This window comes from Bifidobacterium merycicum DSM 6492, from assembly GCF_900129045.1.
Lineage (GTDB): Bacteria > Actinomycetota > Actinomycetes > Actinomycetales > Bifidobacteriaceae > Bifidobacterium > Bifidobacterium merycicum.
Genome location: NZ_FQTX01000001.1, coordinates 430,186 through 445,912 on the forward strand (window position 1 = coordinate 430,186; position 15,727 = coordinate 445,912).

The window sequence follows — 15,727 nt, forward strand, 5'->3', positions numbered from 1 at the left end:
AGGTGCAGGGCTGTTTAAAAATGAGTGCGAATCATCGGATTTTACCAATGCTCCGTCGATGAGGGCGACTACGGATATCGAAGAATGAGGTCGCTGACTGGAGGACATGTAGAACGTTAAAAAGTGAGCTGGGAGTATGCCCCTTAAGTCGGACATACTCCTAGCTCACGCCGTGATTCTCCAACCTATTTCTTGCCCCACCCGAACTTGGGCAGTTTAATCTCCGGGAGTTGTTTCAATCCGTCTGCTATTCCTTTGCCAAGCTGCTGCACTCCGTCGGCTATCCCGGCGCCTGCGTCCTGAGCACCTTTCGCAATGGCGTCGCCCGCATCCTGCGCGATGTGCGCGGCCTGATTTCCGGCGTCCTGCATTCCCTTGGCAACGGCGGCACCGGTGCTCTGAGCGCCATTCGCTATCGCATTGCCGACGTCTTGGACGGCGTGTGTGGTCTGCTGCCTGGCATTCTGCAAGGCCTTGCCGGTGTCGTCTACGGCCTTGCCCGCGGCTTCGATCCAGGTGGGACCGTCTTCGACATGCAGATGAATGTGCTCAAGTTGCAATGTGCTGGCGAATACATTGAGATCACTGGTGATGCTTTCGATGTTGGCAATGGCATGAGGTGAACTGTATGGGTTCAGCAGCACCTTCCCACCTACGATTCCAGCCTTCGTTTCCAGTTGCCTGCCCAATGCGTTGAGTGACTGCTCGATTTCCGCAAGACGCTTGTTCCTGGCAAGCACGATGCCCTTCTTGTATGCTTCGAGCTGTTCAGGCTCCTCTTGGCATACGCGCGCGAGCTCGATGCAGGAGACCTGATCCTGCATCCTGACTGCGGATGCGAGCATGCCCAACCACTGGTGGATCTCCTGACGAATCTGCTGGGTCAGCGGGCGAACCTGCTTGGGATCCTGCTCGCGTTCCACCTTCTCGGTGAGGCCCTTGATTTTGGCGATCGCATACGCTTGGATGGTGGCGATGTCTTGCGGGCAGCCTGACATCTTGGACCATGTGGTCTCGCTGATCGACCCGACCTGCTGGTAGATGAGCATGGTTTCGTCAATCATGTGGGATATCCCGGCGAGCTTGCTGACGGTCTGATCCTTCTGATCGCGTAGCAGATCATCGAGCTTCGCATCGATTTCCTTCAGATAATCGGTGATTTCGGAGACGGCCTGTTCCAGTGCCATCTGTGCCATGACGCCGCTGACACCGGTGAGCATAGCGGGGTTGAGCTGCCCAGGTTGGGTGAATTGCAGATGTTTGATGATGCGCCCGTTCGGTTGCCGTACAACACCGGCTTGGAACGGTCCTTTCTTACAGTTCGTGCCGTATTTGGCGACCAGTTCGGCCGATTCCTTGGTGAGTTTTACCCAGCGTCCGCTTTCGGCCATGGCATTGCCGGCTGCCTGTGCGCCTTTGCTGGCTGATGAGATGGTCTGCACGGCTTTAGCTGTGAATGCTTTGGAATCGAAGCCTTCGTCCTTGAGCCAGAGATCTATGGTACCGGCGTCGCCGAGGAAGACGATGCCTTGTTCGTCTTGGATGATGGTGACGCTTTGCGTGTCGTCTGGATTGTTGTTCCCGGTGTTGGCATCGGCATCACCGTCTCCGCCTTCGAATGGGATGAGTTTGTTGGAATCGTCGTCGATCATGGTTATTCCCTTCAAATCCACCTGGTAGCAGTATACGACCGGCAGACGCGTCGGTGCGCTTGGGAGTGGCGGGGAACAGGTATGCAAGCGGTGGGGAAGTGGTCAGTCTTCGATCTGGGCATCGCCCGAGTCAAGGGACTGGAAGATTTCGTTGAACAGGGCCTCGGTCTGTGTCTGGAGCTTTTCCAGGCGGTTCTTATGCTCGCTGCCGGTTGTGGATCTGTTCATGGTGTCCATAAGACGAAGGCTTTGCAGGGTGCTCTTCCATCGTTCGACTGGTGCGTTTACGGGAAATTGGTCGGCGTATTGCTCCAGTGTCTCCTCGATGGTGTCGAGTTGCTTGGTGACTCTTGCTGATGGGCTAAGCGCGGCAGGCAGATGCATGTTCGCGGCTGCCTGTTTGAGCTTGCTGCCTACCTGCTGCTCGCTGACAAGCTGCGCCACCTTCTGCATGTTCTCCGGATTGACCGCGATATCGACCGCCGTCTTGACGGCATAGGTCGCCGCCGACGCGACGATCCCCTTCAGAAACCCACCTTTGCGTGCCACCGGTTACCCCTTTCAACACGGAAACTCTTCTAGGAACAGTGTAGTTCAGGAAGAGAGCGAATATTGGTTAGGTGTAGACGTGTTTAATGCCATTGGTTGATGTGCTGGTGCATAATCTGAACGGTGAGTTCAACCAGACCGGTATGAAACTCCGCCCAGAATTCAGAAAAGCCGAGCCATCGGAAGATGACGAAGTCACGATTCATGCGATTGAGATAGACGACTGAAAAATGATGGGCTGGGTGATTAGCAGATTATATGTCTGTTAACCACCCAACCCATCAGTTCTGTCATCGGCTCAAAACGTTTCGTCTACTTTTCGCAGATCTCTACAGACGCTCATCTAGCAGTTATTTGGTGGGTATAACATTTACGTTTACCGATTGAAGGAATCAAAACAACGTGGAATCGCCTGATCGTTCTTTGATGAGCATTTCGACAATTCCTGGAACGTTGTGCTTCAACTCGTACTGCCAATATTCATTTACTGCTGACGCGGATACTTTGGGTTTCATATCCGGAAGGCAAGTGAGAGTAGTTTCTTTGCCATCCAGCATGAAAGTCATCTTGTCGCTTTTGAATGAACATACCGCCCTTACGTCATCCTGGATCACTTCTGCAAGCGAAGAAAAGGCATCCCGTGCATCACCATCAGACACGTGATTTCTCACAGTCCCATTCATCGCATAGTCAAGCAAATCAAGTGCTGCGTGACGATCGAGCTGATTGTGGAATTGCTTGTTATAGTAATGCTTCAGACAGGAGAAGCATGCATCTTCGCAATCGCAACTGGTGAGTATGCCTCTAGTCTTGCCGAAGAGTTTCTCGAGATTATGCCCTTTGGAAAGGGCGGACGAGTATCCGGCTCCACTGGAGAGAGAATCGAAAAGAAACACGTCTGCGAACGCGGATTCACCACTTCCATCAAGACGTGAGCGGCTGCCGACGCATAATTCATTGAAATCGATGTCCAACAGGTCGACGGCGGCGAGACGCATCGCTTCGGCAAGTGATACGCGAGCCCGTTTCAGCCATCTATTCGCTTGACCGACACTCACCTCGCTCGGGTCTAAGCGGAGGGCGAATATGATCATATCCGTATTGAACACGTCTCCGATATATATTCCGCTGTCAAAGTCATGCGTGCAGTCAGGCTGCCGGTTCTGCGGAGTCTTAGTATAAGGCGCCTTGATACGCTTAGCTATACCTGCTGAATCCGTTGTCGGGAAAGCGGCTCCGCACCGGGAACAAATCGTGAATCCCTCGCTATTCGGCCCTTTATTAATGACCATAAGGGAGCAGTCATGCCTTTCGCTGTACTTGATATGAGCATAACCGGCATCCGTCATCTCTTCGGAAGGCGTTGCGGAATAGAAGGGTGGTTCCGCAAAGGATAGTTCGGAGCGCTCGCTTGCTGATGGGGAAGGCTTTCCGTCCTTTGGCGCGAAGCCCCATGGTTTGAGGAATGGCTTGTGTTCAAGTCCGGGTTCTTTGCAGAATGGGCAGCGGTCAGGTTCTCTCAATTCTTTTTCGTATCCGAACCATCCACAGGTCGGGTTTGTGCAGAGAAGTACCTCGTTGTGATAGTCCTTATTATTGAAATATTTTCTTGCTGGTTCGAAAGATTCTCCCTGTTTTTTAGCGAATCTTGACGAATGCGAGTAGATCCCGCCAGAAATGTACCGTTTCTTATTCACAATGAGTTCCCGTCCTGGGGCGTATTCGCTGATGGCCATGTCGAGTGACCGTTCCGGACGTTGCTCGAGTGTTTTGGCATCGGATGAATCCTCGATATCGAATCCGGTGACGTTACGAGGGAAGGAATACGTTGGAAGTATGGCTGCTTCAAGGAGGCTGTCCAAAAGACTTTTGCAGGTTTTATTATCTGCGGACAGATAATTTTCTCTGTATTTCCCGAAATCTTCTTTAAGATTGTTCAATTCCACAGATAGGGCCCGACGGAATCCATCGGGATCCAGCTTCCAATTCTGTGGGATTATCTGTTGCTGGACGATGGTGCCGAAATCGTACGATTTGAGGAAGGAATTCCATTCCTTCCAATAGCTTTCGAAGAAATCCTCAATGGTGATGTTCTCCATTGAGAATCCATGTTCGGTGCTGAAATCGGTGAGCAGGATGGTCGCCAGATGCCGTCTGATTAGCTTCTCATTATCCACATCGATGTGTGGCTCTCTCAACTCTCCTCGAACAATATGATCCGGGTGTTCGAAGTAGTGGTTGTCGAATGGCCTGGCATCGACATATGTCACGATAGTGGATATCGAAGAGCCACGACGACCCGCGCGTCCCGCTCTTTGCTGGTAGTTCTCACGCATCGGTGGAATGTTGCGAAGCGCCACTGCGGTAAGGGATCCGATATCTATACCGACTTCCATCGTCGTCGTACAGGAGAGAACATCCACGGGCTCTTCGTTATCGGACGTATAAATATCTTGGAACCGCATCTCGTATTCCTCGGTGGTGGACCAGCTTTCGCTCTGACCATCCTTATGGGACAGCTGGGCTGTATGTTCCTCAGTGTTGATTCTTGCGCGTAGGGAATCGTCATCACCTTGGAGAATCTTGACTATTGGATCGCGCCAGAACGCAACGGAACTGAAATCCGCGAGTTCATGCATGTCGCCTTGCCGGCAATGAGGGCATTTGCCCCATAGATCATATGGTGCGTTTTTGCCGCAGCGACTGCATACTTTCCATTGGGTATTCGGTTCGATTCTCAATGTGAGGCGGTGCGGATTCAGGTATTTGTATCGAATATCTTTCGCCGATGTCTCAAGGAAATGATTTAGCGCATTCGTGAGATGCGTCATTTCATCAGCATCGAAACGTTTTTTCAAGAACTCGTACAACGATCTCTTTCCCTGAGTCTGTCCTTTGAAAATATTGTCATGGTCTATGCCATATTCTCTGGAGAAAGGCATTGCCTTATCTCGTGTGGACCATTTGATATTTGAGTCCAAAGCGGCGTTGTGGATGAGCAGATATTCACTCCACGCGTAGAAAATAGCCTTGAACTCGTCTTCAGTAATTCCGCTCTTGTCAAGTTCCTCGCTAATGTCGAATATATCTTCATCAAAAGGATCTATCCATCCGATGGCCATGTCGCTGAGGGACCGATAATGGTCGCAGACTAGTGCCAAAAGAAGGCGCTGATACTCTTCCGGCACATTGCTGTCGCTGCTTCTTAGAATTCTCAGGAAACGGTGTGGATTGTCGAAACGTCTCTGGTCGCTTTTGATTTGATCCATTACGACTGTGCGATCATCTCCATAGAAGATGCGTGATTTATGTTCCGAAACGGTTTTCAGGAACATCGGGTAAATCGCACTGACCGTTGCCTCGTCTTCGTACTGCTGGTACAGGTCGTATGCCGCCCGGCACAACAGCTTGCGCATCAGGTCCTTATCGGAGGATTCGGTTAGGTCGAGCGCTATTCTGGCGGCGGCTTGTCTGCTATCGGAGAAGAGGATCACTTTCTTTCCGGCGTTCGGATTCCTTCGTAGCTTTTCCGGGTCACTTGAAGGCTCTTGCAACGAGAATTGTTCGGCGACGACATTGTAGAACGGTTCGTTGCCTTTGGTCGTGAAATCGCTGACTGAAAGACGGCCATTGCATTTCGGGCAGGTGGTGAACTGCATCCTTTTGCCATCCATGTTTTGGGGTTGGTCGAAAGAGAAGGCCACATGTGAGAAATGCGGTTGTCCGTGATGATCGTCACGGTATATCTTGCCGGATATCGTATTGAGCCATCCTGTCTTGACGTCGTCTGGACGGGAATCTTCTGCTATCGGCATGACAATGATTTCTTTGATCTCACTGTTCCCGACAGGTTTCTCGTTCCAGAAGAAGAAGCCGTCTTCACCGGGATTGGCGTAGCCTTTAAGAAACAGAGCTCCGCAGGTACGGTCGGTGGCCAGTTCGTAGGTCTTTGCGCCGCAGGAACAACGTCCAGCCGATTTGTTGATGAACGCCTTGCCAAGCGGCAGATCATCTCTTTTCTCCACATGAGGACATCCAGGATCGGCGCAGATCGTGAGCGACTGGATTCCTCTGATGAAGAGATGCATGCGCGTCGGCAAGAGCGGCCGTCCATCGTTCAAGGCCAATGCGGCGATGTTCAGCAGGATGTCGGTCGCGTTGGTGGCATCGGGCTCGTCGTTGAAGATCTCTTCCGCGATCTCGTCCAAAGTCATTGTTCTCTGGCGGAGAATCTCCTCCAACATTCCGAATTGCTCAATCTTCTGGAGCTCGTCTCCGGCCAGTTCTCGTATCGTTTGTTCATCCATGTCATTCGGAACAGGTCGTCCGATTCCCGACAAGAATCGTCGGAGACGTGTCATCGACGTATCCGGCCCATCACTGGTTCCGGCAGCGGCTACTACGTCTTTCGCAGAAAGGATTCGGGAGCCATGTGTGACTTTCTGTTCTCTGCCTGTGATGATGCGCAGCTTTGAGGCTGTTCTGCCTGCCATGTCCTCGAAGAAGTGTGCGACCGGCTCATGGTTTTCAGGAATGGAAGCGGAAGTCAGTATGAATTGGAAACGCTCCATCCCGACACCGAGCTTTGCCGCAAGGCGTTTCAGCAGCAGGGCTACCTCGCCTCCAGCAGCGCCTTTATACATATGCGCCTCATCGAGAATGAGCAGCATTCGTTCCTTTGGATTCCGTTCTAGCCATTTCGCGGTATTCTTCCAGATACCGTTTTCTGTGGATCGGATAAGCATGTACTGCAGCATGGAGTAGTTGGTCACCAAGATGTCCGGCGTATGCCGTTGCATTTCAAAACGCATTAGCATCTCCGCATCCAGCGGACTCCATCCGTCCTCACCTTCCGCGATCACATCGGCATAGGCAAGAATATCCTGCTTTTCCGGGAAACGTCCCGTTTCCGACAGATGAAGCTTGTCCTCCTCACTGAGTTCACCGAAATCGCGCCGCAGCGTTTCGGCGTATTCCTTGTCGCGTCGCTTGCTCCTTGTGTCACCTGCATAAGGTGTCCTGCCGGTATACATGCCGAATTGGGGCCGTCGTACATTTCCGACGGCACTTTTCCATATGTCAAAGAAACTTCCTTGCTTGTCGCCGACCATTCTGCGCAGACGGCCGACCTGGTCGGATACAAGCGCGTTCATCGGATACAGGATCAATGCTCTGACCGCCCGGCTTCCTTCCCACGACAGACGGTCGCCGGTCAATCCTATGGCTTCTCCCGCCATTTTGGAGACGAGCGGCCACATGAAGCATTCCGTCTTTCCGGAACCAGTTCCCGTGGAGACCAGGACATCATAGCCGTTCCAGAATGATTCGAGGGATTCGATTTGGTGACTGTAGGGTTTGGCGAATACGCCCTTGTCTTTCTCCGCCATAGTCTGGAGAAGGATTTTGATTCGTTCCGGAATCTTGGCATTGCCGATACCTCCTTCGGCAAGCTGGTAGGCTTTCGCCGCCTCCAGATACGGTTTCTGGAACAGTGTTCCAGGAGCGGCGAGTGTTTCCTTGCATCTGGAAAGAAGCTCCCGTGTCTTGCCGAAGTATTCGGTCTCGATGTATTCGATGAGTCTATTCGAGATGGCTTTCTCGGCGTCGGCGATACTCAGTTGGACTGGCATGTTTTGCTGTTCCTTACTTTGATTCCGCAGGATTCAAGCATATCCGTGGCGGTTTTCAATAATTCGGTGCGGATGATTCGGAATACGCAATCATCGGGGGTTTTCTCAGGCCATGTCATGAAATCAAGCCATCTGGATGTTTCGGGCGGAAGTAGGCTGAAAGGCGCTTCAATCCTGTAATGGGCATCATCCAGTTTTTCCACGTCCGCCCAATAGGGATTGCCCACGATGTTCCTCAGATGCGTGTACAGCGACGGCCATCGGTAGTCGTCGATGATTCTCGCTTCGATAGTGTCCTGATGGTTATGCAAAAGGAAGTATGTGTATTTATGGGCTTCCTGTCTCCTTCCAAGACCGATTCCATCCGGTAAAACGGGTTTCGGAATCCAACAGTCCCTGACGCTCTTTCGGGATGGGTCGGCGTATTCGTTGATTCCCTCGTCGGAGCAAGACGACCAGGCATAGTATTCTCGTGGCAGATTCCACCATTCCGGGTTACGTTTGATCTGTGGTTCAGCTTGGTCGCGTTTCGAGAGCATCATTCCCGAAATCGGCAGAGACGTGTCGTCGCCTGTCGTATCGTAAACGCCTAAGAGCGCCTTCAAGCCATTGTCGATTTGAATCGTATGGCGGGAGGAACATCTGTATGTTTCGCCGTTGTTCTCGGAGATGATGTCACCGACCATGATGAGTCTGTTGTAGAGGAGTTTGGAAAATGGCGTATAGTGCCGTTGGCTGTTAATCCATTGTCCTATGAACGGATATATGGATGAGATTCTGTCGAGCCAAAGGTTCAGTTTTCGTGAAATGATGCCGGGCTGGCATCCATCAGCCCCCATCCGTTCATCGTCCAGACAAAAGGCTTCGATCCAGAATCTTGAAGCGGAATAAACCGTTCTGATGCCGAACGATTTATCCGATTCATTTCGATATCGACTCATTCCAAGATCCGCGGCCATAATATTGAGCAAGTCGTCATGCTTCATTGGCTGCGTCCTTGTCGATTCTTCTGAGAAGCCGTTCGGCTCGATTCGTCTCATCTATGTTTTTGGCGAAGATCATCATTTCTCTCGGTCCGGCGAAGGCATAGACCAGAATGAGCAGATGATCGATTGTCCATTGCTGGAAATCGCTCATTCCTTTTCTTTTTTGCTGCTCATCTGTTTTGGCGCTGTTACGTCGAAATGCCTCGAGTATCTTGCATGGAAGCACGAGCGCGTTATTTGGCAGCGTGTCTTGAAGATTTTCGTCTAATGATTCCTTGTTCTTGGGCTTGAATTCGACCTGCTCAATATCGGACAAGTCTTTTGCTTTGTATTGGGCCAGCATCTCATCCGAGGGATCCTGCATGAATCCATCGGTCGGTACATAGAAGATACGTTCCCATAATTCCGGCGCGAGGAGCTTGAGGTTTCCTCTCGCTCCGATGGGGAAGACGATGGTCTTATCGGTTCCCGATCGCACGAGGGAGAATAGAAGTCCTTCGTTCATGGTGTCGATGATATTGTCTATCACCAAGACTGTGCAGTCTACTTGATTTGCCTTCTCCAACACGGTGTCGGCGTTGGTCCAATCAATTGGCACTGCGACATGGTAAGCGGGTTTGCCGGATATCGTGAACGACAACGAATTGGCGATGCTGCAGCAGAATGATGAATCCATGGCAAGGAATCTGGTCGCTGCCATTGTTGCCAGTAATCCGTCTGATAATTTTTCCGTGCTGATTTCCCCGATTGCGTATATACCGGAATCTTTGAGATTGCCGATGAGCGTGCCGCCCGCTTCTACTCCCGGTTCTGCTTTCTTTGATGCGCCAGACAGAGGGCAGGGGAGGGGAATCGAATCGATTGGGCTGTCGGTGGCCGTTGGCATGTTCCGAACGACACTTCGTAGCCCGATTTTCAGAGCAACGTTATTTTCCAGTTCTTTCAGAACCTCGTCCTCATTTCGACGCGTCATCTTTATCTGTTGGTCGAGTTGGGAAAGCTCCTCAACAGACTTCGAATGTTTGGCTTCGTCGTCAGCTTCTCGTTGTTTTAGCGAAGAAAGCATAATGTTCTTTTCGCGTATACGATTCTCGATTTGCTGGAGGGTTTTGTTCCTTTCCTCGATTTCCTGGTCCTTGCTTGTAAGAACAACTTCAAGACATTTACGATGGAAGCTTTCGTCTGCCGCTAATACGTGGCTGATGATCCGATTCATCAAATCATCATCAGCATGTATCAGCCTTTGTACTACGCGCGAGTAGAGCTGTTCATCGTGCTCATTGAGAGGTCCTCCTGCATAGGTTTCCAGTGTGGTTGGTGAGCTGATGGTCTCCTTGAACAACGCTGCGATTCTTTGACGCTCGTCTTTGGAATAATTGAAGCCGGATTGGTCGCAATACCATTTCAGATAGTCATCAGCATAATCCTCAAAAGGCCTGATGGGTATGGTGCCTTTGGGATCCGGAAGAGTGGCTTTTGAATAAAGCATCCGTGCGGTCTTTTCTCCGAACTGTCTAGTCAGTACCAGCACGTCGTCTTCATTGATGATGAAGCAGGGTGCCGTCACTTTTCCGTCATGCATGTATTTGCGCAGCTTCGCTCTTCCATTCTGGAATTCAAATTTGCTGCTCTGGAGCATAGTCGCTTCCAGCATGTTTTTCTTGTGGCGCTTGTATACGAGGAGAATACGCTCTGCTGGTCTGCCTTGGTATTCGAATCCGACAGAAAGCATCTCAGAAAGCGCGGCGTTGTTGTCTGTCAGATAGACCACCTCGATGAGGCCACGCGGATTGGTGTCATAGGACGAATTATGGAAATCAAAAGGATCAATTACAGTCGGTCTGTTTGGTTTTGAGGGGTTAGGCCTCCACCTCAGGCGTACGAAATCGCTGCTGAAACGTTCACTATTGCTAGTGATGCTCATCGAATACAGCGTTGCTGGGTCATCCGGATCGTTCTTATCGATCCAACGACCGGGATCCAGCCACAGGAAAGGGATATCCTGCGCTTGGGAATCATAGTCGGCAAGACGGAGATAATTGTTGACTGTGCCGTCATGGTTGTACCGAACCATGCAGATTGATTCTCTTATGTACTCTTGTCCCCCTGCCATTTTTATTCCCCTCTCCTTGCTTGGATTAGTATTTTGTTTTTTGATGCGCTATTTTCCCTGGTTGCGATGCCGGCACGTCTCATTGCAATTGACATGCCGTGACTTACTTCTCGCAGTCGTGACTTCGAATCAAGCCCAGTGACGGGGCAGGACGCTGACTTCACTGTCATACCGGCATTGTTTACGCATAGCAGGAAAGACCTTGGGAATGCCTTCCTTGCTGATGCAACCAGAACCAGATCCTTCCGCTTCGCAGGAAGCGTTTCCTCGCTTGTAAGAAGGCTCTCGGTCTGGACGTTCCCTGTCCTCGAACGTATTTCCACGTTCACAGGGAATGAGCAAGTCAGATTCGGCTTGTCATCTGATGTCAGGATCACCGACGTTTCGTCACACTCCGATGCCGAAAATGCTGACAAATCGATTTGATCTTGGCTGATCATTCGCCATGTGTGGAATTCATCCGGTCGGGACACCAAAAAACCGGTGTCCAATTCATAAATTGGGCGTTCATGTTTGCCTGTTCCAATATATCCGAATGGAGATATGTAGTCGTCTCCCAGCGCATAGATTTCTGCGGGATGCGTGAGTTGAACGGTTCCATTATCCTTGTGGCTGCCGGTTCCCTCCGGTTCGTGATATATGACGGATGTGTTCTCGAACAATGGCTGATCGATTCCATTGGAGGTGAGAGATGGAGGCCAAAGCAAATCGACTGTTCTTTCCTTGTCGGTAAGACGGCAGCCGAAATGGGCGAACATATTCGCAGCGGTCTCTCTTTTGGAGGATGACGCGGCAACAGACACACGCCAAACAGTGAAACAGCTGTTTGCTGTAAGGACTCCGACTTTTTTCGCCGTATCGAAGGATGTGGCAACCGATTTGGACAGTTTCGGCTCCCTTGAATCGATTACAAGATAATAACGTCGTCCCACATACACGTCATTTCCACGTCGGATTCGGATTCCGATATGGTTGGCATGATTTGGCGGAGCGCTGTCATAGTCACTGGTGAATACCATGCCGGATCTGCAATCTTCGGCTTCTCCTATTCTTCTGCGTATGGATTCAGGAGCCATTACCGTTATCTCATTGCTTAGTTCCAGCGTTGGAAGTTTCCGAATGGGAATCCTCAAAGACTCAGCTGCCATCTGCCATAACGGGTATGTTCGCCCATTGACTGACATGTAAGCCTCTGTGGTCTTTTTGAGATCGCTGCGCAGTCTTTTTCCGATTCCATACAGTCCCGTCTTCAGCACGTACCGTTTTGTGGATTCGCCTTCGAAATCAAGGAAGATGGGAACGACAGGATTCCTCATGAGGAGGTTTCCGGATCCGTTACCGCTGACATACTCATCACAGAATTTGGCCAGTTCATCATTTCGGTGATGCTTGAAATAAGTTGTGACTTTCGTGGAATCCAATGCGGCGAGATCAACTGGACGACCACAGTAAGGGCACTTGAAACGGGCGCCACGAGTGACGCGCTTTCTCCCCTTACTGCTGAGATCATGCGCGAAGACAGTTAGCTCTCTGCCATCTTTTAATGTCTTCGCCCGATCCATCGTTTAACCTCCTGTGGTTGATGATGAACGCTGAATGGTCATGTCCTTACTGACCTTTTCATTGTAGGAACGGGTGGAAAGATTTTGTCAGATTTCTAAAGGGTGTGTTTCCGGAATTGGACGAAAAGAATGCGGAAAAGCAGAGGGTTTCCACCCCTAATGGCATACAATATATGCGAAAACATTGGGATTAAGAGCATATGGGGGAGCACATGGCGATGAAGCATGGCGCGCATTCGGAACGAGAACTGCTTTCTCCCGGCATGAGAGTGCTGATCCGCGGCCAGGAATGGCTTGTCGATAAAGTCGAACCGAACAGCCTTGGGAATCACGCCGTCTCATGTACTGGCATCTCCGCTCTGGTACGGGATGTGACGGCCACGTTCCTTGATGATTTGGACACAATTACACCTGTCGATCCGGTGAAGACGCGTTTCATTCCCGACACCTCGGCAAGAGCTGCGAAGTCGCATCTGTTCATCGAGAGTCTGTTACGTGCCACTGCACCGACCGATGCGAGGATTCATGTCGGCAACAAGGCTGCCATGGACTCCCTGCCATACCAGCTCGTTCCAGCAAAGAAGGCGCTCACCCAACCGCGCCAGCGAATTCTCATCGCCGACGCTGTCGGTCTTGGCAAGACCTTGGAGGCTGGCATCCTGATGGCGGAACTCATCAAGCGCCGCAAGGGCCGCCGTATTCTCGTGGTAACGGCGAAAAGCATGATGGTCCAGTTTCAGAAGGAGATGTGGGAACGGTTCACCATCCCGCTGATTAGTCTGGATTCCTCGCGTATCCAGCAGATTCGTTCCGAGATTCCTGCGAACGCCAACCCGTTCTCCTACTACGACAAGGTGATCATCTCCATTGATACGTTGAAACGGGACATCCAATATGGCGCGGCACTCGATGCCTCGTATTGGGACATCATCGTGATCGACGAGGCTCAGAATGTCGCCGACCGTGCCGTCAACGGCCGTAGTGCGCAACGCGCCAAGCTCGCCAAACGCCTTGCCTCCCGTTCCGACACGTTGATTATGCTGTCCGCCACGCCTCATGACGGCCGCGCTCGCAGTTTCGCCTCGTTGATGAACATGCTCGACCCAACCACTCTGCCCGATCCGGAGCAGTACGACAAGAAGGATGTCGAACACCTGTATGTTCGCCGTTTCAAGAAGGACGTGATGGCCGAGGTGTCAGGCAGCTTTCCGGAGCGCAAGGTGACGCAGGAGAAATGCACGGCCACCGCAGCCGAGGAAGAGGCGTTCGATTACTTGACCGATATGAAACTCGTCATGGATATGCATCAGAAGAGAAGCAATTCCTTCTTGTTCAAGACGATGCTTGAGAAGAGTCTGTTTTCATCGCCGGCAGCGTGCATCAAGACCATCGACGAGCGAGTAAAGCGGCTTGCCAAAAAAGATGTATCCGACCAGACCGGAGACGTCGACAGACTTGAAGGACTCAAAGCTGCTTTGGAGAAGATTGGTCCGATGCAGTTCTCTCGATACCAGAGACTGCTGCAGCTTCTGCGCAGTGCCGATTACGGTTGGCATAACGGCGAAGACGCCGATGACCGTATCGTGATTTTCACGGAACGCATCGAGACGAAGAACTATCTTAAGGAGCGTTTGCGGCAGGATCTCAAACTACCGAAGAAGGCCATCGTCTCCATGGATGGCGGCATGAGCGATGTGGAACAGCAGAAAATCGTCGAGGATTTCGGTACGAAGTCCTCGCCTATACGCATTCTCGTGGCCTCCGACGTGGCCTCTGAAGGTCTGAACCTGCACTATCTGAGCCACAGACTCATCCATTTCGACACTCCATGGTCGTTGATGGTGTTCCAACAGCGTAACGGACGCATCGACCGTTACGGGCAGCGCAAACAGCCTGATATTCGTTTCATGATGATCAACTCGCGTAATGCAAAGATTCAGGGTGACGCGCATATTCTAGAGATCCTGCAGCAGAAGGAAGACCAGGCACGTAAGGATATCGGCGATCCGTCCTTGCTCATGGGCAAATTCGACGTCGATCAGGAGGAGGATTTCACCCGCGAAGCGATTGAGTCCGGCGAATCGGCGGAGAATTTCGCAGCCAGACTTTGTATTCCTGATGAGGACATCGATCATTCGGACGAACGTTCCGAAGATGTCGAAACTGTGCCGGATGACGATGTTTTCGATCCATTGAGTTTCTTCAACCTCACTACGCTGGATGGCTCCGATACTACGAGCACTGAGGAAAACGAGTCCGCAGGGGAGAGCGTGACTGGGAGCGCCGACGATGGCGGCATAGCCGATCCCTCTACGCTGATGTCGGATTACGAGTATGTGGATGAGGGGCTCTCCTGCGAGGAGTTCCGGCAGTCGGCTGGTCTTAAATCGAAACGTCAGTTGCGTGATACTCATGGATTCGCGGTGGAGTTCCAAGGGGATAGCCCGTTGCGCGCGTGGCTGCGCAGACGTGTGCCGAACACGCAGGTGTTGCGAGACAACATCGCCGAATGGAGTGATGACGCGAAATATTGCGAAGACCAAGCCAACGGTCTGCTGGCCCGTATCAACGACGAGTCATGGAGTCGGGTCCAATACCTGTGGGAGTTGAATCCGATCACGGAATGGGTCGGGTTGAAGGCTTCTTCACTGCTGTACCAACGTGACGAGGCCCCGATTATTGGCGTGACCAACGGAAACCTGCATGCGGATGAGACGATTATGCTGATGAACGGCATGGTCGCCAACAGGCACGCATCCCCGGTGATCGATGAATGGTTCGGTGTACGGTATCTCGATGGCGAATGCATGGGCATGTTGCCACTTGAGGAAGTGTGGCGTATCACCGGATATCGTGGGAACTTGATTCCGGGAACCACTGAACGTCGTTATGTGAATCGAGAGGATTCCGCGGCCAGCTCCGAACAGATAGATGCGGCACAACTGCTGTTGGAGGATGCGGTATCGCGCGGCAAGAGCATGCTCAGCGATTGCGGTGAACAATATCGTGCGCAGGCAGATGAAGAAGTGGCTCGGCAAATGGGCCGCATCGAGCATTGGTCCCATGCACGCAAGGCACTGTTGCAATCCCAAGGCAAAAACACCAAGGAAAACACAAAACAGGTTGATCGGATGCTCGAACAATATGCCGACTGGGTTCAGGACACATTGGATGCCTCCGGCGAACCGGTGATTCGCATTGTGGCCGCATTCGTAGGTAAGGAATAGAGGGGGAG

Annotated in this window: 8 protein-coding genes; 2 read left to right on the forward strand and 6 right to left on the reverse strand. The window is 51.6% G+C overall.

Going from position 1 to position 15,727, the window contains the following annotated elements; genetic code table 11:
* Positions 1 to 185: 185 nt before the first annotated feature.
* Both BUB29_RS01720 and BUB29_RS01725 read right to left on the reverse strand, forming a co-directional pair.
* A complete protein-coding gene (locus BUB29_RS01720) occupies positions 186 to 1,652 on the reverse strand; it encodes a hypothetical protein (protein ID WP_033522933.1) in 1,467 nt (488 codons plus the stop codon).
* A 102-nt stretch (positions 1,653 to 1,754) separates the two neighbouring features.
* Positions 1,755 to 2,201 carry a hypothetical protein gene (locus BUB29_RS01725; RefSeq protein ID WP_033522931.1) on the reverse strand — a complete coding sequence of 149 codons (447 nt, stop codon included), beginning with the start codon at positions 2,199 to 2,201 and terminating at the stop codon, positions 1,755 to 1,757.
* Positions 2,202 to 2,287: 86 nt separating this feature from the next.
* Here BUB29_RS01725 and BUB29_RS09770 point away from each other — a divergent pair, with 86 nt between their 5' ends.
* On the forward strand, positions 2,288 to 2,428 hold the full coding sequence (locus BUB29_RS09770) for a hypothetical protein (RefSeq protein ID WP_156098197.1): 141 nt from the start codon (positions 2,288 to 2,290) through the stop codon (positions 2,426 to 2,428).
* Positions 2,429 to 2,593: 165 nt separating this feature from the next.
* On the opposite strand, the gene BUB29_RS01730 is transcribed toward BUB29_RS09770, so the two are convergent.
* From BUB29_RS01730 to BUB29_RS01745, 4 genes are read right to left on the reverse strand one after another with little or no spacing between them, the layout of a single operon-like run.
* Positions 2,594 to 7,831: a DEAD/DEAH box helicase gene (locus tag BUB29_RS01730; RefSeq protein ID WP_033522930.1), complete on the reverse strand. Its 5,238-nt coding sequence runs from the start codon at positions 7,829 to 7,831 to the stop codon at positions 2,594 to 2,596.
* Entirely contained in the window at positions 7,816 to 8,817 is a 1,002-nt protein-coding gene (locus tag BUB29_RS01735; protein WP_033522929.1) for a hypothetical protein, read from the reverse strand. The genes BUB29_RS01730 and BUB29_RS01735 overlap by 16 nt, the downstream gene beginning before the upstream one ends.
* On the reverse strand, positions 8,807 to 10,891 hold the full coding sequence (locus tag BUB29_RS01740) for a hypothetical protein (protein WP_143155118.1): 2,085 nt from the start codon (positions 10,889 to 10,891) through the stop codon (positions 8,807 to 8,809). The genes BUB29_RS01735 and BUB29_RS01740 overlap by 11 nt, the downstream gene beginning before the upstream one ends.
* Positions 10,892 to 10,932: 41 nt before the next feature.
* Entirely contained in the window at positions 10,933 to 12,492 is a 1,560-nt protein-coding gene (locus tag BUB29_RS01745) for a hypothetical protein (RefSeq protein ID WP_073117551.1), read from the reverse strand.
* Between the two features lie 212 nt (positions 12,493 to 12,704).
* On the opposite strand from BUB29_RS01745, the gene BUB29_RS01750 reads away from it, so the two are divergent.
* Positions 12,705 to 15,719, forward strand: a complete 3,015-nt coding sequence (locus BUB29_RS01750; protein ID WP_051915036.1) for a DEAD/DEAH box helicase — start codon at positions 12,705 to 12,707, stop codon at positions 15,717 to 15,719.
* Positions 15,720 to 15,727: the final 8 nt, after the last annotated feature.